This is a genomic window from Mycolicibacterium komossense (assembly GCF_025822605.1).
GTDB lineage: Bacteria > Actinomycetota > Actinomycetes > Mycobacteriales > Mycobacteriaceae > Mycobacterium > Mycobacterium komossense.
Genome location: NZ_JACKTY010000014.1, coordinates 199616 through 218406 on the forward strand (window position 1 = coordinate 199616; position 18791 = coordinate 218406).

Genomic DNA, 18791 nt, shown 5'->3' on the forward strand with positions numbered 1-18791 from the left:
TCGCGCGTACGTACCTGTTCTTAGACTTTTTCGGCCAGCAAAAGTGACGAAAACCACAATATTGTCTCAATCACTGCTCGTTCACCTCCCTGAGCTGCGAGTTAATCTGGGCGTTACCGGCGTGTCTTCGCAGTCCAGCGTGAAGTCATGCCTAAGGAAAGTGCAATAATCGGTACTGCGAGTGACACCAACTTCTGCAGGCATTCACTTGACGGCGCGTCCAAGCAGACTGCGACGGAAATGCTGTGGCAGATCAGACGATGCAGTCGGCTGACAAGACAGTGAGAAAGGCGGAGTCGTGGGTCCGACGGACAACGGAACCAGTTCGCACCCTCGGGAAAAACTCGAAAAGGTCGTCATCCGGTTCGCTGGTGACTCCGGCGACGGTATGCAGCTCACGGGGGATCGATTCACTTCTGAGGCAGCACTTTTCGGCAACGACTTGGCCACGCAGCCCAACTACCCCGCGGAGATCCGGGCGCCTCAGGGCACCCTCCCCGGCGTCTCATCGTTCCAGATCCAGATCGCCGACTACGACATCCTGACCGCGGGTGACCGTCCCGACGTGCTGGTGGCGATGAATCCCGCAGCACTCAAGGCCAACATCGCCGACCTGCCGCGCGGCGGTCTCGTCATCGCCAACTCTGACGAGTTCACCAAGCGCAACCTGGCCAAGGTCGGCTACGACTCCAACCCGCTCGAAGACGACAGCTTGTCCGACTTCGTCGTGCAGGCCGTCGCGATGACCACGCTGACTCTTGGCGCTGTCGAGCAGATCGGCGCGTCCAAGAAGGACGGGTCCCGCGCCAAGAACATGTTCGCGCTCGGCCTGCTCTCATGGATGTACGGCCGCCCGATCGAGACCAGCGAGACCTTCATCCGCGAGAAGTTCGGCCGCAAGCCCGATATCGCGGAGGCCAACGTCCTCGCCCTCAAGGCCGGCTACTACTACGGCGAGACCACCGAGGCGTTCGGCACCACCTACCTGATCTCCCCGGCCAAGCTGGCCTCCGGCGAGTACCGGCAGATCTCCGGAAACACCGCACTCGCCTACGGCATCGTCGTGGCCGGCCAGCTGGCCGATGTCCAGGTGATGCTGGGCAGCTACCCGATCACCCCGGCGTCGGACATCCTGCACGAGCTGTCCAAGCACAAGAACTTCAACGTGCTGACGTTCCAGGCCGAGGACGAGATCGCGGGCATCGGTGCCGCCATCGGAGCGTCCTATGGCGGTTCGCTCGGCGTGACCACCACCTCCGGCCCGGGCATCTCGCTGAAGTCCGAGGCGATCGGACTCGCTGTGATGGCTGAGCTTCCGCTGTTGGTCGTCGACGTGCAGCGTGGTGGCCCGTCCACCGGTCTGCCGACCAAGACCGAGCAGGCCGACCTGCTGCAAGCGCTGTACGGCCGCAACGGCGAGTCCCCGGTTGCCGTTTTGGCGCCGCGCTCACCGTCGGACTGCTTCGAGGTTGCCGTCGACGCCGTCCGGATCGCGCTGAAGTACCGCACCCCGGTGATCATCCTGTCGGACGGTGCCATCGCCAACGGCTCCGAACCGTGGCGCATCCCGGATGTCGAAAGCTTCGAGTCGATTCCGCATATTTATGCCAAGGCAGGCGAGCCGTTCCAGCCGTACGCCCGCGACCCCGAGACCCTGGCACGGCAGTTCGCCATTCCGGGAACCCCTGGGCTCGAGCACCGCATCGGCGGCCTAGAGTCGGCCAACGGTTCGGGCAACATCTCCTATGAGCCGGCCAACCACGATCTGATGGTGCGTCTGCGGCAGGCCAAGATCGACGGCATCACCGTTCCTGACCTGGAGGTCGACGACCCGACCGGCGACGCGGAGCTGCTGTTGCTCGGTTGGGGTAGTTCGTACGGTCCGATCGGTGAGGCGTGCAGGCGGGCCCGCCGCAAGGGCATCAAGGTGGCGCACGCGCAGCTGCGCAATCTCAACCCGTTGCCGGCCAATATGGGCGAGGTCCTGCGGAAGTACCCGAAGGTCGTTCTTCCGGAAATGAACCTCGGACAGCTCGCGCTGCTGTTGCGCGGCAAGTTCCTCGTGGACATCCAGTCGGTGACGAAGGTGGAAGGCATGGCGTTCCTGGCTGAAGAGGTCGAAGGCATCATCGCCGCCGCCCTCGACGGAACGTTGAGCGAAAAGGAAAGCGACAAGGCCAAGTTCGCGCGGTTGGCAGCGGCCACCGTCGACACAGCCGTAGGAGCGGATGCATGACTGACGTGATGGGAAGCCTGTCGGGTGTCGAGCACCGGGATCTGGGCCTGACGCCGCTGACGAAGATCAGCGGTGTGCCCACCACTGACGAGCAACTGAAGGCGAAAGACTTCGCCAGCGACCAAGAGGTCCGCTGGTGCCCCGGTTGTGGCGACTACGTCATCCTCAACACCATCAAGCAGTTCCTGCCTGAGCTCGGCCTCAAGCGCGAGAACATGGTCTTCGTCAGTGGTATCGGCTGCTCGAGTCGTTTCCCCTATTACCTGGAGACCTACGGCCTGCACTCGATCCACGGCCGGGCTCCGACGTTCGCGACCGGCCTGGCGCTGGCCCGCGACGATCTGTCGGTCTGGGTGGTCACCGGTGATGGGGACGCCCTGTCGATCGGTGGCAACCATCTGATCCACGCGCTGCGGCGCAATGTGAACGTGACGATCCTGCTGTTCAACAACCGGATCTACGGGTTGACCAAGGGCCAGTACTCGCCGACATCTGAAGTCGGCAAGGTCACCAAGTCGACACCGATGGGGTCGCTGGACCATCCGTTCAACCCGGTCTCGCTCGCGCTGGGGGCTGAGGCGTCGTTCGTCGGCCGTGCACTGGACTCGGACAAGAAGGGGCTGACCGAGGTGCTGCGCGCCGCGGCCGCCCATCGCGGTTCAGCTCTGGTCGAGATCATGCAGGACTGCCCGATCTTCAACGACGGCTCTTTCGACGCGCTGCGCAAAGAGGGTGCCGAAGAGCGGGTCATCAACGTCCACCACGGCGAGCCGATCACCTTCGGCGCCAACGGTGAGTATTGCGTGGTGCGCTCCGGCTTCAGCCTCGACGTGGCCAAGACCGCCGACGTCTCCGTGGACGAGATCGTGGTGCACGACGCCAACGTCGACGACCCGGCCTACGCGTTTGCGTTGTCGCGGTTGTCGGACCAGAACCTCGAGCACACTGTCATGGGGATCTTCCGGCAGGTCAGCCGACCGACTTACGACGAATCGGCGCGTGGTCAGGTCAGTTCCGCGATCGAAACCATCCCGAGCGACCGCGCTGCACTGCAATCGCTGCTTCGTGGTCGCGATACCTGGACCGTCGACTGACGCGTGGCGTAATCTGACCGCCATGTCCTCCTCGCTGGCCGGTGTCGTGCTGGCAGGTGGGGCATCGAGGCGGATGGGTCGCGATAAGGCGACTGTGATATTTCGTGCGACGGGCCATCCGGCGTCCGGCTCAGGGGAAGCGAAAACCATGGTGGAACTGGTGGTTTCGGCCGTCGCCGCAGTATGCGAGCCGGTATTCGTCATCGCCGCGCCAGGTCAACCGCTGCCACCGCTGTCCGCCACCGTGCTACGTGATGAAGTGCGTGGCGTCGGGCCGTTGTTGGCCACGGGGCGTGGTTTGCGGGCCGCTGCGGAGGTGGGAGCGGAGCGCGCCTTCGTCTGCGCGGTCGATATGCCGTTGATGACAGCTGCGCTGATCGACGGGCTCGCCGCGCATCACGGTGTCGACGTGGTCCTGCCGTGGGATGGTCGCGACCATTACCTCGCCGGGGTGTACCGCACGTCGTTGGCGGGCCGGATCGACGAACTGGTAGCTGCCGGCGAGCGCAGCATGCGCGCCCTGGTGGATTCGGTGAACACCCAGCGGATCGTGATGCCGGAGTCCGAAGCGTTGACAAACGTCAACGTGGCCGCGGATATCGGCTGAAACTCAGCAAATACCCGGCCTGATGTTTTCTGGGCTCGTCAGTCCGGATTGATGCTGCCGGTCCCGGTCGTACGCCGGCCCGGCATCGACTGACCACCGTCTGTTCGCTGCACTAATTCTGTTCCAGTTCAACATCTTTGAAAAAGAGTAGGCTGTCTCACTAACGGGCGCAACCGATTAGCCACCTACGCCTCGAAGGCGCGATTAGTCCGCGGCGGGTTCTTGACCTCGTTCGGCGGCCGACGGTCGAGGTTGAGGATTGTGCCGAGAGGTCCCGGACGCACATGTGAAATCAGTTGCTGTACAACATATTCAGCCGGTGGCGACGCTGGGCGAACCGATAGTCGACGGTGCGCAGCGTGTTTCGGCCTTCTCTACTACGTTGTCTCGGGCATCACTAATTATGTTCTAAGGCAACAGAGTTCGATAGATTGCCGATATGTGAATCGATGTAGTTTGCAGCTAATACCTATGGTGGACACGGGTTCTCGGCTTGTACCCCGTGGGCCACATCAGCAACATCTGCCACTTGGCCGCGTATTTCTCTGTCCCGCAGTCCATGTGTGCGCCGCTTTTCGTGTCGCAGCTCACAAAATGATGGTGATTTGGATCACGGGCACCGTCATTGACATGGCGTTTGGGTGCAGCGGGAAAGGGAACGTTGACCTGCGCAGACGACTGTCGGATTCAACCGTGATCTGTCTGTTATCGAAACGAGATACCCGCTCGACCGATGTGACTAAACCGAATCTGGTCCGTACGGTCCAATCTGTTCCCAGCGGGAGCAAATAACTCAAGAAACAAACCCTGCGTGTGAGTGGGGCTGACGAAGGCCCGAGCGGGCTCGTCAGCCGCCGGATCGATCTTGCGGATCGATCTTCCGGCGAGGCTTCGCTGCCTGCCCTGTCGTGCCTGACCGAGATGGCACGCCCCGACAAATCACTCCGTCTCTCAGCGGCATCTGAGAGTCATGAGCGCCCACCCCGGTGGGAGTTGCTTCGGCGCGCGCGTGGCGAAAGGAACGATGTTGAAGAACCTCCGCACAAAGCTCACGATGGCGGCGATCGGTGGAGCGCTCGTCGCGACGCCGATGGCCCTGTCCACTGCTACCGCAAACGCGGATTCGGTGAACTGGGATGCGGTCGCGTCATGTGAGTCCGGCGGAAACTGGTCGATCAACACCGGGAACGGCTACCACGGCGGCCTCCAGTTCACGCTCGGCACTTGGCGTGCCAACGGTGGCTCGGGCATGCCGGAGCATGCGAGCCGAGAAGAGCAGATCAGGGTTGCCGAGAACGTCAAGGCCTCCCAGGGCATCGGTGCGTGGCCCGTCTGCGGCCGGCGCGGTTAATCACCCACGTGACTGCGTTGCGCCGCGCATCCACAGTGTGGATGCGCGGCGCAACGCAGTTTTTGTGTCTCAGCAGGGCTCGTATTCGACTCCCTGCGGACCGAATGGTTCGGTGTGACCCGCTCATCACTCCGGCGCGGTCGGCATCACGAATGCTGTCCGCGCCGCGATGCCGGCCAGATGCCGTGTCAGCAGTGCTTCGGGAACCACCGTGGTCGCCCGGGTTGCCGCAGCACTGAGCAATGACGGCCGCAGATTGACGATCCGCCCGATCAGCCGTGATTCGCGGACCAGGGAAGTGGTCCGCCCCCGCCGGAACTGTGCGAAGGCGGTGAAGGCACCGGACAGGTCTTCGCCCTGCGTGACGTACTCGGCCAGGATCGCCGCATCCTCCAGCGCCTGGCAGCCACCTTGGCCGAGGTGAGGACGCATCGGATGGGCGGCATCGCCGACCACCACGATCGGCCCGCGGGACCATTGGCGCGCCGGCGCCCGGTCGTAGAGGTCATTGCGCAGAATGTTCGCCGGTTGGGTCGCGGCGAGGATCGCGGGGACCGGGTCAGCCCAGTGCGCCAGGGTGCGACGCAGATAGGCGAGCTCGCCGTCGGGCATCTGCTGGCCTTCGGGAGCCCGTTGGGTCGCGAACCAGTAGGTCAGGTCGGACCCGAGTGGCACGTGGCCGACCTCGACGCCGGGCGCCATGGTCTCGCCCGACAGTGCCGGGTCCAGTGCGTACTGCGCAATACCGCGCCAGGCGGTGTAGCCGGCATAGCGGTCCGCGAGGTGTCCGTTGAGGTGGCGGGCCACCACCGAGTGCGTGCCGTCGGCGCCGATCACTGCCGCCGCGTCGAGCCGGGTGGAATCCGTGAGCAGGAGTCGCACGCCGTCGGCGGTGGCGACCAGGCCGCGCACCGCTGTGCCGTAACGGATGGTTCCCGGCGCCACCGCTTCGGCGAGGATGTCCCGGAGCCGGGCGCGGTCGATCACCACCAACGGCTCGCCCAGTGCGGTGACCAGACGCTCGGCTGACGGGTGCCGCAGCCAGGTGCCGTCATACCACCGCACCGCCCCGGCGGTCACCCGGCCGCCCGCTGTGCGGACCGCATCGCCCAGGCCCAATTCGTCCAGTGCGGCAAGCGCATTGGGCCAGATGCTGATTCCGGCACCTTGGGCGCTGTCGGCTGTGTTGTCCCGCGCCTCGATCACGGTGGGGGTGCGCCCGCGCCTGCGCAGCGCGACGGCTGTAGCCAGGCCGGCAATACCTGCCCCCACGATGACGATCCCACTCGTGGCGTCGTCGCTCATTCACCGACCGTAGCCGACGGGCGCCGGCGCGGACTACAGGTCGAAGATGAGCAGGGTGCTCGATGCGGTGGCCACCAACGTGCCCGACTCGTCGGTGACGGTACCTTCGGTGAAGCCAACGCGCGCACCGGATTTCACGACCGTGCCGGTGGCGGTCAGCAGTCCGCTGGTGAGCCGCACCGCTTTGAGGTAGTTCACCTTGATCTCGACCGACGTGTAGCCCTTGCCCTGAGGCAGCGCGCTGTGGAGGGCGCAGCCGGCCACCGAATCCAGCAGGGTGCACACTAGGCCGCCGTGGATGGCACCGATCGGGTTGTAGGCCGATTCGTCTGGCCGGCACGTGAACACCACGCGACCCACTTCGGCCTCGACCAGGTCGAATTCCATCAGGCCGGCGATCGGTGGGGGAGGGAGTTCGCCCGCGACCATCGCCCGTAGGTAGTCCACACCTGGCATGGCGAGGCCCTTGGCGGTCGAGGGTCCCGGCTCGTACCAACTGATGGTTTTCGAGCGCTTCGGGCCCCAGCCGTCGCGGGTGGTTTCGGTGAGCTCTGCGGTCATCGCGCTTGGGTCTCCCTGCTGGTGTCGGATAGTTGCGGTCGGCTTCGAGTGAGGTGGCGGTCGCGGTCCGGATCGTCGGCGGCCACCACATGGTCCTTGCCCCACACCAGCAGAGCCGCCAGCACCGGCAGCAATGCGCGGCCCGATTCCGTCAGCTGGTAGTCGAACCGCGGTGGGGTGGACTGGTAGGCGACGCGGGTGATGACGTCTGCGTCCCCCAGAGATTTCAGCCGGGCGGCGACGCGGTCGCGAGGCGCGCCGGTACCCGTGACGATCCCGCCGAACCTGGTGTTGCCCAGTGCGAGTTCGCGGATCACCAACAATGCCCACCGGTCGCCGACGACCTCGAGGGCGGCCGCGATGGGGCATGGCCGCCCGGGCAGCTCGGCGAGCGCTGCGATGGTCATGGCAATAGCCTGTCAGGCTATGGTTTGAATTTCAAACTGACTAGTCGAGACACGGCTGCGCGAAACTGGGAGACTGGCCGCAGTATGAGACCCGCTCTGGAGCTGACGAGCGTGCCCACGTGGGCCACCGGCGCCGTGCGCCCGGATGCCGATCTGTCCGGGCGGTACTGGAGTGTGGTCGCAGTCGGTGCCGAGGCCGAGGACATCGCTGTCGTCTGGACCGCGCAGATTGCCGCCCATGCTCCCGGTGCTGACGTTCGGGTCCACCGGGTCACCGATGACGATGCCGCGCTGGCCGCACTGGCGGCCGACCTGGCTGACGCGGTGGTCGGCTGGCGGTTGATGATCGCCGGCCCGGCGCACGCCTGTCTACACCTGCTGGCCCGGGCGCTGCGACACGGTGTTGACGATGACGAGATCATCATCGCCAGCACCGCGGTGGCCACCCGCGATGTTCGCTGCGCCCGCTGTTCGACGGTGACTCGTGCCGAGGTCGAGCTGGGAGACGCGCTGCCCTGCGCGGGATGCGGCTGCAATATCATTGTGCACCATCATGTTTCGCGCTATCTGGGAGCGCATCTGGGATATCTGGCCGATCTCGCTCATCCGCCGCCACCGGATGTGAGGTGACCGCCCTGTCGCTGCTGGTCCGCGATATCGACGACGCGGTGCCGGGCATTCGCACCGTGACGCTGGCGCGGGCAGACGGTACGCCGCTGCCGTCGTTCACTCCGGGCAGTCACATCGTCGTCGAGTGCGGCCCCGCCCCGTCCCCGGTGAACGCCTATTCCCTCACCGGTGAGAGCGTGGCTCCGACCGAATATGTCTTCTCGGTGTTGCACTGCCCTTCGGGATCGGGCGGATCGAGCTGGATCCACCGGGAATTGGCGGTCGGCGACAGCGTGGTGATCCGGCGACCACGCAGCGCCTTCGCGCCGGTGCTGTCCGCCAGAAGGCATCTGCTGGTCGCGGCGGGGATCGGCGTCACGCCGATGATCTCCCACCTGCGCAGCGCGCGGCGCTGGAGACGTGACGTGCGACTGCTGTATCTGCACCGCGACGGTCGTGGCGCCTACCTTGACCAGATCAAGGCGCTCACCGACGACGCGCAGATCTTCACCGACCGCAGCGCATTCACTGCCGCAGTGGGTCCCGAACTCGGTGACCAACCCCTCGGCACCCACCTGTACGTCTGCGGACCGTCGACGTTCATGACCGACGTGACGGCCATGGCCACCGAGTTGGGCTGGCCGCCAAGCCGAATCCATGTGGAACGGTTCGGAATCGACACCGTCGCCCCCGGCGAGCCCTTCGAGGTGACGCTCGCCGACAGCGGTGAGTCCTTCGTCGTCGAATCCAGTGTGTCGTTGCTTGAGGCGTTGCAGGCGCGTGGCTACGAGATTCCCAATCTCTGTCGACAAGGGGTGTGCGGCGAATGCCGAATCCCCGTGGTGCAGGGCAACGTCGTGCACCACGACCTCTATCTCAGCGATGACGAGAAAGCGGCCGGCGACGCCATGATGAGCTGTGTCTCACGTGCTGAGGGTGAGCGATTGGAGTTGAGGCTGTGACGCTTTCATCCGAGCCGGTGTCCACACCAGAGCTGTTGGCCGCGTTCCCATTTCCGTTCGCCGGTGACACCTATCGTTACAGCACCAATATCGAGTCGGCAGCCAATCCTGTGCCCACTGCCACCGGGAGCTGGGGGCAGCGGGTCATCGATATCGACGGGGAGTACGAACACGAGCTTGCCGAGCGTGCCCGGATCCTGGCTGCCGACCCCTCCCGGCACGCAGTGTTGCCGCATATGCGACCCGCGTGCTGGGACGCGATGCTGGCCCTGATGACGGAGCTGGCCGCCGGCTACCCGGATACCATGTCCCTGACCGGAACCGGCGACATCTGGCAGTGGTGTAACCAAAAGCTGGGAATTGCACAGGATTTCATCTTCGGTGACGAGTCGACACTGCCCGCGGAGCCGTTGGCCTATATCGGCAGCCAGGTGCAGGAAGACATCGTGCTGCTCGATCAGCGCGACGGCGACCTATTCGCGGACGCGGGGGTGGTGACCTTCGCCTCGGGCTGGTCGTTCGGGTTCGATGTCGGCATGACCTTCCTGGACATTCACGGCCCGGTGCCCGGGCTGCGGGAGTCCGGCGTCATCACCCGGGCCAGGGAATTCCTGATGCGATTGCAGGCGGGCGGGGTGTATCGCCGGACGAACTGGACCCTGGGTGCGGGTCGGCGACTGGACGCCTCCACGGAGTCCTACCCGGAATGGGGGCCCGACGTCGCGCGGGCACCAACCGTCGACGACGAGGCCTTCGGTCAGCTGATCCAACTGCGGGTGGAAGTACAACACCTGATCCGGTTGCCGGAGTCAGGGGCCATCTGCTTCCTGATCCGGACCTACATGCTGGCGCTGGTCGACGTCGCCGCTGTTGAACCGTGGCGCGCGAGGATGGCGTCGGTCTTGGCCGAACTGCCGGACGATCTGGCTGACTACAAGGGTTTTCTGCCCTACCGCGATCGCGCCGTGTCGTGGCTGAACGCGTACTCGTCGACGCGGTGAGCAGCTACTCGGCCGATATCCTCGCTCCCGGCCTCGATATCGTCTTCTGTGGGCTCAACCCGGCATTGAGCGCTGCGGGCCCCGATCTTCAAGGCCATAACTTCTCCCATCGCAGCAACCGGTTCTGGCCGGTACTGCATCTTGCGGGCTTCACCGATGTCCGTCTGGCACCCCAAGACGAGCGGCGGTTGCTCGAATATGGCTGCGGCATATCGGCTGTCGTCTCCCGGCCGACGACCCGCGCCGATGAGGTTCGGCCTGAAGAATTCCGGCAGGCCCGCCCCGAATTCGAGGTCAAGATGCGCCGCTACGCGCCCAATGTGATCGCGTTCCTCGGAAAACGAGCCTTCGCGACCATGATCGGCAGCCCCGATATCGGCTGGGGTAGGTACCCGGAGCCGTTCGCCGCGGCGACAGCCTGGGTCCTGCCCAACCCGAGCGGGCTGAATCGACGCTTCTCCCTGACTGCCCTGGTGGACGCCTATAGCGACCTCAGGTCAGCGATGGTGTAACCACGTCGTGGTCAAATAGGTAGCCATGGCTGACGTGTCCAACCCAACTCCTTTTCATGATCTCGATGCCTATATCGCGTTGCCGCGCGTGGCAGGCCTTGCGGTCAGTGCTGACGGCACGCGGGTCGTGACGACCATTGCCGAACTCAACAGCAAGCGCACCGAGTACATCCGCGCGCTATGGGAGCTGGACCCCAGCGGGCGGCGACCAGCGCGGCGCCTGACCAGGGGAGCCAAGGGTGAATCGTCGCCGGTGTTCACCGCAGACGGCGACCTGTTGTTCATCGCCGCCAGGCCGGGCGAGGACGACGACAAACCCCCGCCGGCGTTGTGGCGCCTACCCGTCGCCGGTGGCGAGGCCGAGGAACTGCTGGCGCTGCCCGGCGGCGTGGACGCGGTGCGCGCCGCCCTGGTGGCCGATCGGACGGTCGTCGCAGGCGCGATGTTGCCGTCGGCCACCGATGTCGAAGACGATCGCCGGCTGCGGAAGCTGCGCAAGGACAACTCGGTGAGTGCAATCCTGCACACCGGGTATCCGGTGCGCTACTGGGACCACGACCTCGGTCCAGACGAACCCCACCTGTTGGACGTCGCGGGAACTGAAGCCGGCCCCGACGGTGGTCCCCGAGACCTCACCCCTGCGCCCGGAGGCGCCCTGAGGGAAGCGGAATACGACGTCAGCGCGGACGGCAGCTTCGTCGTCGCCGCATGGCGAATTCGCGGCGCAGGCGCGTCGCGGCGCTCGGTGCTGATCCGCATCGATCTCGCGACCGGAGCGCGCGAGATCATCGCCGACGATCCTGACGCGGACCTGGAGAACCCCGCCATCTCCCCGGACGGATCGGCGGTGGCCTACACCCGCGAGTCGGTCTCAACACCGCATCAGGCGCCTCGAATCACGCTGTGCTGCCTGAAGTTCGGGTCAGCACCGAAGGTGGTGGCGGCTGGCTGGGACCGCTGGCCCTCGTCGGTCGACTGGTTCCGTGACGGGTCGGCGCTGCTGGTCACCGCCGACGACGGCGGTCGCTGCCCGGTGTTCCGGGTCGAGCTGGCCGGATCGGTCACCGCGCTGACCGCCGACGACTTCGCCTACACCGACGTCAGCGCCGCACCCGATGGAACCGTGTACGCGCTGCGCAGCTCCTACGCGGCGCCGCCGCACCCGGTGCGTATCGGCGGTGACGGCGCCGTCACCGTCCTGCCGTGCGTCGACCTGCCGGAGCTGCCCGGCTCGCTGGCCGAACTGTCCGCGGTCACCGCCGACGGACGGACCGTCCGGTCCTGGTTGGTGTTACCGGCCGACGACCAGCCCGCCCCGCTTTTGCTGTGGATCCACGGCGGTCCACTGGGCAGCTGGAACGCGTGGTCGTGGCGGTGGAACCCGTGGCTTCTGGCGGCCCACGGCTATGCGGTGCTGCTGCCGGACCCGGCGCTGTCCACCGGATACGGCCAGGACTTCATCCAGCGCGGGTGGGGTGCCTGGGGCGGTCCACCGTTCGACGACCTGATGGCCGCCACCGACGCCGCGTGTGCGGATCCGCGGATCGACGCCACCAGGACAGCGGCGATGGGCGGTTCCTTCGGCGGGTACATGGCCAACTGGGTCGCCGGGCACACCGACCGCTTCGCCGCGATCGTCACCCACGCCAGCCTGTGGGCGCTGGACCAGTTCGGCGCCACCACCGATGCGTCCTACTACTGGATGCGCGAGATGACCAGGGAGATGGCCGAGGCGAACTCACCGCACCGGTTCGTCGGGCAGATCACCACCCCGATGCTGGTCATCCACGGCGACAAGGACTACCGCGTACCCATCGGCGAGGCGCTGCGGCTGTGGTTCGAGCTCCTCACGGAGTCAGGCCTGCCCGCCGCCGAGGACGGCAGCTCCGCTCACCGCTTCCTATACTTCCCGTCCGAGAACCACTGGGTGCTGAGCCCGCAGCACGCGAAGATCTGGTATCAGGTGGTGACGGCGTTCCTGGCGCAGCACGTGCTCGGGGTCCCGACGGAACTGCCGGAGACGCTCGGCTGACCGGTCGGTAGGTTGGCGGCATGACTGCATCGCAGCGCGAATTCGACCTGGTCCTCTATGGCGCCACCGGTTTCGTCGGCAAGCTGACCGCCGACTACCTGAGCAAGGCGGGTGGGGGAGCGCGGATCGCGCTGGCCGGCCGGTCCACCGACCGGATTCTGGCCGTGCGGGAAACGCTGGGGGAGTCCGCGAAGGACTGGCCGATCATCGCCGCCGATGCCGAGTCACCGTCGACGCTGAACGCACTGGCAGCACGCACGCAGGTGGTGGTCACCACGGTGGGGCCGTACGCAAAATACGGTCTGCCGCTGGTCGCCGCCTGCGCGGCGGCGGGCACCGATTACGCCGACCTCACCGGTGAGCCCAACTTCATCCGCGACAGCATCGACCACTATCACAAGCAGGCCATCGACACCGGAGCCCGCATCGTTCATTCCTGCGGATTCGATTCCATCCCTTCGGATCTCACCGTGTACGCGTTGTATCGGCGGATCCTTGCCGACGGCGCCGGAGAGCTCGGTGACACCAATATGGTGGTGCGGTCATTCGCCGGTGGCGTCTCCGGCGGCACCGCCGCCTCGATGGTGGAACTGTTCCGGGCCGCGTCCAACGATCCAGACCTGCGCGCCCAGATCGAAGACCCCTACACGTTGACGCCGGACCGCGGGGCCGAACCCGAGTTCGGGCCACAACCGGACCTGCGGTGGCGCCGCGGCGGAGCTATCGCGCCCGAACTCGACGGCTACTGGACCGCTGCCTTCGCCATGGCGGTGGTCAACACTCGAATTGTCCGTCGCAGCAACGCATTACTGGATTATCCCTACGGACGTCGATTCGCCTACGCCGAGCAGATGAGTGTGGGGCGCTCGGCGCTCGCACCGGTGGCGGCGGCGGTCACCACCGGCGTCAACGCCGCGGTGATGGGACTGGGTTCGCGCTACCTGCGGCGACTGCCGACGGCCCTGGTCGACCGGATTACCCCGAAGCCGGGCACCGGCCCGAGCGAACGCGCCCGCGAGAACGGCCACTACACCGTCGAGACCTACACGACCACCGACACCGGTGCGCGCTACCGCGCCACGATGGCCCAGCGCGGTGACCCCGGCTACAAGGCCACCGCCGTCCTGCTCGGCGAGAGTGGTCTCGCATTGGCGCTGGATCGCGACGGGCTCTCGGATCTGCGGGGTGTGCTGACGCCGGCGTCGGCGATGGGCGATGTACTGCTCGAGCGGCTGCCCGCCGCGGGCGTCACGCTGGAGACTGTTTCGCTCGAGTGAATCGGTCTACTGTCGAGCCAGAGGTGCCCCAAACCCAGCAACGAAGGTGGAGAAAGTGGCCGGACTCGACGATCTTTTCGCACAGATTCCCGTTCAGGACATCGCCAGGAGGCTCGGTGCCCCAGAGGACGAAGTGAACAACGCGATCCACACCTTGGTCCCCGCGCTCGTCGGTGGAGTGCAGCACAACTGTCAGGCCGATGACATCGACTCGAGCAAGCTCGAGGAGGCCGTCAACACCCAGGCCGCCAGTGGCCTGCTCGACGGCGGTGTGAGCGTCGATCAGGTCGACGAACACGAGGGCGACAACATTGTGGCCAACATCTTCGGCGGCAACAACAGCTCCGCCGTCGCCTCGGCGCTCGCGGGCACCGGGGCCGGCGGCTCCGCCGGCGGGGACCTGGTCAAGAAGCTGCTGCCGATCCTGGCGCCGATCGTGCTGGCCTATATCGGCAAGCAACTCGCGCAGACCACCGGGGCGCCGGCCGGGCAGGCCCCAACGGCGTCAGCAGGTGGCGGCGGGCTGGGCGATGTCCTCGGCAGCATCCTCGGCAGCGCCGGCGGCGCCGGTGGCGGGAACAACAACCCGCTCGGCAGCATCCTGGGCAGCGTGCTCGGCGGCGGTGGAAAGGGCGGCGCCATCGGCGACATATTGGGTGGTCTGCTGGGCGGCAAGAAGTAGCCCCCTAGAATTGACCGGTGACTGCCAGCGTTAGATCCCACACAGGCGATGTTCCGCCCCCTCTGCCCAAGTCCTGGGATCCCGGCGCGGTAGAAAGCGAGCTGTACCAGGGCTGGGTTGACGCGGGTTACTTCACGGCCGACCCTTCCAGCGCGAAACCGCCGTATTCGATCGTGCTGCCGCCGCCGAACGTGACCGGCAGCCTGCACATGGGCCACGCCCTGGACCACACCCTGATGGATGTGCTGACCAGACGTAAGCGCATGCAGGGCTTCGAGGTGCTCTGGCTTCCCGGGATGGACCACGCCGGTATCGCCACCCAGTCGGTGGTCGAGAAGCAGCTGGCTGCCGACGGCAAGACCAAAGAGGACTTCGGGCGCGAGCTGTTCATCGACAAGGTGTGGGACTGGAAACGTGAATCCGGCGGCACCATCGGCGGCCAGATGCGCCGTCTCGGCGACGGTGTGGATTGGAGCCGCGACCGGTTCACCATGGACGACGGTCTGTCTCGCGCGGTCCGCACCATCTTCAAACGGCTTTACGACGCCGGCCTGATCTACCAGGCCGAGCGACTGGTGAACTGGTCACCGGTGCTGGAGACCGCGATCTCCGATCTTGAGGTCAAGTACGACGACGTCGAGGGCGAACTGGTGTCGTTCCGGTACGGCTCGATGGACGACGGGGATCCCCACATCGTGGTCGCCACCACCCGACTCGAGACGATGCTCGGCGATACCGCGATCGCGGTGCACCCTGACGACGACCGTTACCGCGCTCTTGTCGGCACGTCGCTTCCGCATCCGTTCCTCGACCGGCAGATCATCGTCGTCGCCGATGCGCACGTGGACCCTGAATTCGGTACCGGTGCAGTCAAAGTCACGCCCGCTCACGATCCCAACGACTTCGAGATCGGGTTGCGGCACAACCTGGCGATGCCGACGATCCTGGACACCAAGGGCCGGATCGCCGACACCGGAACACAATTCGACGGGATGGACCGCTTCGAAGCACGTGTTGCGGTCCGAGAGGCGCTGGCCGCGCAGGGCCGCATCGTCGCCGAGAAGCGACCGTACCTGCACAGCGTCGGGCATTCCGAGCGCAGTGGTGAACCCATCGAGCCCCGGCTCTCATTGCAGTGGTGGGTGAAAGTCGAATCGCTCGCGCACGCTGCCGGTGATGCGGTTCGCAACGGCGACACCGTCATTCACCCGGCCAGCCTGGAGCCGCGCTGGTTCGGCTGGGTCGACAACATGCACGACTGGTGCATTTCCCGGCAGCTGTGGTGGGGACACCGGATCCCGATCTGGCACGGTCCCGACGGTCAAAAAATCTGTGTCGGGCCCGACGAGACACCGCCCGAAGGGTGGGAGCAGGATCCCGACGTACTGGACACCTGGTTCTCGTCGGCGCTGTGGCCGTTCTCCACGATGGGCTGGCCTGATCGCACACCCGAGCTCGAGAAGTTCTATCCCACTAGCGTGTTGGTGACCGGCTACGACATCCTGTTCTTCTGGGTCGCCCGGATGATGATGTTCGGCACGTTCGTCTCGGGCGACGAGGTGATCGCGGCGAAGCCCAACGGCCACCCGCAGGTGCCGTTCACGGACATCTTCCTGCACGGGCTGATCCGCGACGAGTTCGGCCGCAAGATGAGCAAATCCAAGGGCAACGGTATCGACCCGCTGGACTGGGTGGAGACCTTCGGTGCCGATGCGCTGCGGTTCACCCTGGCCCGCGGCGCCAGTCCCGGCGGTGACCTGTCCATCGGCGAGGATCACGCCCGCGCCTCGCGCAACTTCGCCACCAAACTCTTCAACGCGACGCGCTTCGCGCTGATGAACGGTGCGGCGCCCGCCGAACTGCCGGCCCCCGATGAGCTCACCGATGCCGACCGGTGGATCCTCGGTCGCGCGGAAGAGGTTCGGGCGGAGGTGGATTCGGCCTTCGACAACTACGAGTTCAACCGCGCATGTGAGTCGCTCTACCACTTTGCCTGGGACGAGTTCTGTGACTGGTACGTCGAGCTGGCCAAGGCGCAACTGGCCGACGGCGGAGCCAGGGCCAACCGGACGAACACGGTGCTCGCTGCGGTGCTGGACACCTTGCTGCGGATGTTGCACCCGGTGATGCCGTTCGTCACCGAGGTGCTGTGGAAGACGCTCACCGACCGCGAGTCGATTGTCATCGCCGACTGGCCGCAGCCGTCCGGCCGGGACACCGATCGGGTTGCGGTGCAGCGCATTACGGATATGCAGAAGCTGGTCACCGAGGTGCGCCGGTTTCGCAGCGACCAGGGACTCAACGATCGCCAGAAGGTCCCGGCCCGGCTCTCGGGTATCGCCGAAGCGGATCTGAGCACCCAGGTGGCGTCGGTGACGTCACTGGCGTGGCTCACCGAGCCGGCCGCGGATTTCACGCCGTCGGCATCGATCGAAGTGTCGCTGACCCGCGGCATAGTGACCGTCGAACTGGACACCTCCGGGACGGTGGACATCGCCGCCGAGCGGCGCCGCCTGGAGAAGGACCTGGCCGCCGCGCAGAAGGAATTGGCAGGCACCACAGGAAAGCTCGGCAATGACGCCTTCCTCGCCAAAGCGCCCGACGCGGTCGTCGAGAAGATCCGTGACCGCCAGCGCCTGGCCGGCGAAGAGGTCGAGCGGATCACGGCGCGCCTGGCCGGATTGGCATGACCGTCGACGAGAGTCTGCCCGATCCTGAACCGACGCCCGACGAGATCGCGGCGCTGCTGCAGGTCGAGCATCTGCTCGACCAGCGGTGGCCGGAGACGAAGATCGAGCCGAGCACGGCGCGCATCAGCGCTCTGATGGAGCTGCTCGGCTACCCGCAGCGCGCCTACCCGTGCATTCATATCGCCGGCACCAACGGCAAGACCTCGGTGGCGCGGATCATCGATGCGCTGCTGACGGCGTTGCATCGGCGCACCGGCCGGACCACCAGCCCACATCTGCAATCGGCGGTGGAGCGAATCTCCATCGACGGCAAGCCGATCAGCCCGGCGAGATATGTGGAGACCTACCGGGAGATCGAGCCGTTCATCGAGCTGGTCGACCAGCAATCCGAGGCGGGAGCGCTCGGGGAGCCGGGGCCGCGGATGAGCAAGTTCGAGGTGCTGACCGCCATGGCCTTCGCGGCTTTCGCCGACGCGCCGATCGATATCGGAGTGATCGAGGTCGGCCTCGGCGGGCGGTGGGATGCCACCAACGTCGTCGACGCACCGGTCGCGGTCATCACACCGATCAGCGTCGACCACACCGAGTATCTCGGCACCGAGATTCCCGATATCGCCGCCGAGAAGGCGGGCATCATCACGAAGGCCGCAGACGACCTGGTGCCGGTTGACACCGTTGCGATCATCGGTCAGCAGCTGCCCGAAGCGATGGAAGTCATTCTGGCCCAGGCAGTTACCGCTGACGCGGCCGTCGCGCGCGAAGGCTCTGAGTTCGCCGTGTTGAGCCGGCAGATCGCGATCGGCGGCCAGCTGCTGGAGTTGCAAGGACTCAGCGGGGTCTACTCCGACATCTTCTTGCCCTTGCACGGTGAGCACCAGGCCCACAACGCGGTGGTGGCGCTGGCAGCAGTGGAAGCGTTCTTCGGGGCGGGCGCCGACCGGCAACTCGACATCGACGCGGTCCGCGCCGGCTTCGCCGCGGTCACCAGCCCGGGGCGCTTGGAGCGAATGCGCAGCGCCCCAACAGTATTCATCGACGCCGCGCACAATCCCGCGGGTGCGGCCGCGTTGGCGGAGGCGCTGGCCGAGGAGTTCGACTTCCGGTTCCTGATCGGGGTGGTCAGCGTGATGGCCGATAAAGACGTCGGCGCCATCCTGACTGCTCTCGAGCCGGCGTTCGACCAGCTGATCGTCACCCACAACGGCTCTCCGCGCGCCATGGAGGTCCAGGAACTGGCCATGATGGCCGAGGAGCGGTTCGGCCCCGAGCGCGTCATCGCCGCCGACACCCTCGCCGACGCCATCGAAACCGCAACCGCTCTGGTCGAGCAGGCCGGGGAAGACGACGGATTGTCCGGCACGGGCATCGTCATCACCGGGTCCGTGGTCACCGCGGGGGCGGCCCGCACGCTGTTCGGTAAGGACCCGTCGTGACCCAGGATCCCGGCAGCCCCGAGACGTCGCCG

At 66.0% G+C, this 18791-nt stretch carries 16 protein-coding genes; 13 read left to right on the top strand and 3 right to left on the bottom strand.

What is annotated here, in order from left to right; translation table 11 throughout:
• Window positions 1–298 precede the first annotated feature (298 nt).
• From H7J73_RS05410 to H7J73_RS05425, 4 genes are all read left to right on the top strand, one after another.
• Window positions 299–2236, top strand: coding sequence for a 2-oxoacid:acceptor oxidoreductase subunit alpha (locus tag H7J73_RS05410; protein ID WP_264066220.1), 1938 nt, complete (start codon window positions 299–301; stop codon window positions 2234–2236).
• Window positions 2233–3330, top strand: coding sequence for a 2-oxoacid:ferredoxin oxidoreductase subunit beta (locus H7J73_RS05415; RefSeq protein ID WP_264066222.1), 1098 nt, complete (start codon window positions 2233–2235; stop codon window positions 3328–3330). The genes H7J73_RS05410 and H7J73_RS05415 overlap by 4 nt, the downstream gene beginning before the upstream one ends.
• Window positions 3331–3352: 22 nt before the next feature.
• On the top strand, window positions 3353–3937 hold the full coding sequence (mobA, locus tag H7J73_RS05420; protein ID WP_264066224.1) for a molybdenum cofactor guanylyltransferase: 585 nt from the start codon (window positions 3353–3355) through the stop codon (window positions 3935–3937).
• A 1024-nt stretch (window positions 3938–4961) separates the two neighbouring features.
• Complete coding sequence (locus H7J73_RS05425; RefSeq protein ID WP_264066225.1) at window positions 4962–5288, top strand: transglycosylase family protein; 327 nt, start codon at window positions 4962–4964, stop codon at window positions 5286–5288.
• 126 nt (window positions 5289–5414) lie between these two features.
• On the opposite strand, the gene H7J73_RS05430 is transcribed toward H7J73_RS05425, so the two are convergent.
• From H7J73_RS05430 to H7J73_RS05440, 3 genes are read right to left on the bottom strand one after another with little or no spacing between them, the layout of a single operon-like run.
• Entirely contained in the window at window positions 5415–6593 is a 1179-nt protein-coding gene (locus tag H7J73_RS05430) for an FAD-dependent oxidoreductase (RefSeq protein WP_264066226.1), read from the bottom strand.
• Window positions 6594–6626: 33 nt separating this feature from the next.
• Window positions 6627–7154: a PaaI family thioesterase gene (locus tag H7J73_RS05435; RefSeq protein WP_264066227.1), complete on the bottom strand. Its 528-nt coding sequence runs from the start codon at window positions 7152–7154 to the stop codon at window positions 6627–6629.
• Window positions 7151–7561 carry a winged helix-turn-helix transcriptional regulator gene (locus tag H7J73_RS05440; RefSeq protein ID WP_264066228.1) on the bottom strand — a complete coding sequence of 137 codons (411 nt, stop codon included), beginning with the start codon at window positions 7559–7561 and terminating at the stop codon, window positions 7151–7153. The genes H7J73_RS05435 and H7J73_RS05440 overlap by 4 nt, the downstream gene beginning before the upstream one ends.
• 84 nt (window positions 7562–7645) lie before the next feature.
• Here H7J73_RS05440 and H7J73_RS05445 point away from each other — a divergent pair, with 84 nt between their 5' ends.
• The 9 genes from H7J73_RS05445 to folC are packed head-to-tail and all read left to right on the top strand — an operon-like array spanning window position 7646 to window position 18759.
• Window positions 7646–8191, top strand: coding sequence for a dimethylamine monooxygenase subunit DmmA family protein (locus H7J73_RS05445; RefSeq protein WP_264066229.1), 546 nt, complete (start codon window positions 7646–7648; stop codon window positions 8189–8191).
• Window positions 8188–9132, top strand: coding sequence for a PDR/VanB family oxidoreductase (locus H7J73_RS05450; protein ID WP_264066230.1), 945 nt, complete (start codon window positions 8188–8190; stop codon window positions 9130–9132). Before H7J73_RS05445 ends, H7J73_RS05450 begins: the two co-directional genes overlap by 4 nt.
• Window positions 9129–10133 carry a heme-dependent oxidative N-demethylase family protein gene (locus H7J73_RS05455; protein WP_264066231.1) on the top strand — a complete coding sequence of 335 codons (1005 nt, stop codon included), beginning with the start codon at window positions 9129–9131 and terminating at the stop codon, window positions 10131–10133. Before H7J73_RS05450 ends, H7J73_RS05455 begins: the two co-directional genes overlap by 4 nt.
• On the top strand, window positions 10103–10645 hold the full coding sequence (mug, locus tag H7J73_RS05460) for a G/U mismatch-specific DNA glycosylase (protein ID WP_264066232.1): 543 nt from the start codon (window positions 10103–10105) through the stop codon (window positions 10643–10645). Before H7J73_RS05455 ends, mug begins: the two co-directional genes overlap by 31 nt.
• 25 nt (window positions 10646–10670) lie before the next feature.
• The gene (locus H7J73_RS05465) at window positions 10671–12677 is read left to right on the top strand and encodes a S9 family peptidase (protein WP_264066233.1); all 2007 of its coding nucleotides are present in this window, start codon (window positions 10671–10673) and stop codon (window positions 12675–12677) included.
• Between the two features lie 20 nt (window positions 12678–12697).
• The gene (locus H7J73_RS05470; protein ID WP_264066234.1) at window positions 12698–13954 is read left to right on the top strand and encodes a saccharopine dehydrogenase family protein; all 1257 of its coding nucleotides are present in this window, start codon (window positions 12698–12700) and stop codon (window positions 13952–13954) included.
• Between the two features lie 55 nt (window positions 13955–14009).
• Entirely contained in the window at window positions 14010–14636 is a 627-nt protein-coding gene (locus tag H7J73_RS05475; protein WP_264066235.1) for a DUF937 domain-containing protein, read from the top strand.
• Between the two features lie 17 nt (window positions 14637–14653).
• Complete coding sequence (locus tag H7J73_RS05480) at window positions 14654–17326, top strand: valine--tRNA ligase (RefSeq protein WP_264066236.1); 2673 nt, start codon at window positions 14654–14656, stop codon at window positions 17324–17326.
• Entirely contained in the window at window positions 17323–18759 is a 1437-nt protein-coding gene (gene folC / locus H7J73_RS05485) for a bifunctional tetrahydrofolate synthase/dihydrofolate synthase (protein WP_264066237.1), read from the top strand. Before H7J73_RS05480 ends, folC begins: the two co-directional genes overlap by 4 nt.
• The last annotated feature ends 32 nt before the right edge of the window (window positions 18760–18791 follow it).

Coding starts and splice junctions, on each gene's coding strand:
- H7J73_RS05415 (WP_264066222.1), top strand. CDS start 2,233: ATGACTGACGTGATGGGAAGCCTGTCGGGTGTCGAGCACCGGGATCTG.
- mobA (WP_264066224.1), top strand. CDS start 3,353: ATGTCCTCCTCGCTGGCCGGTGTCGTGCTGGCAGGTGGGGCATCGAGG.
- H7J73_RS05425 (WP_264066225.1), top strand. CDS start 4,962: ATGTTGAAGAACCTCCGCACAAAGCTCACGATGGCGGCGATCGGTGGA.
- H7J73_RS05430 (WP_264066226.1), bottom strand. CDS start 6,593: ATGAGCGACGACGCCACGAGTGGGATCGTCATCGTGGGGGCAGGTATT.
- H7J73_RS05435 (WP_264066227.1), bottom strand. CDS start 7,154: ATGACCGCAGAGCTCACCGAAACCACCCGCGACGGCTGGGGCCCGAAG.
- H7J73_RS05440 (WP_264066228.1), bottom strand. CDS start 7,561: ATGACCATCGCAGCGCTCGCCGAGCTGCCCGGGCGGCCATGCCCCATC.
- H7J73_RS05445 (WP_264066229.1), top strand. CDS start 7,646: ATGAGACCCGCTCTGGAGCTGACGAGCGTGCCCACGTGGGCCACCGGC.
- H7J73_RS05465 (WP_264066233.1), top strand. CDS start 10,671: ATGGCTGACGTGTCCAACCCAACTCCTTTTCATGATCTCGATGCCTAT.
- H7J73_RS05470 (WP_264066234.1), top strand. CDS start 12,698: ATGACTGCATCGCAGCGCGAATTCGACCTGGTCCTCTATGGCGCCACC.
- folC (WP_264066237.1), top strand. CDS start 17,323: ATGACCGTCGACGAGAGTCTGCCCGATCCTGAACCGACGCCCGACGAG.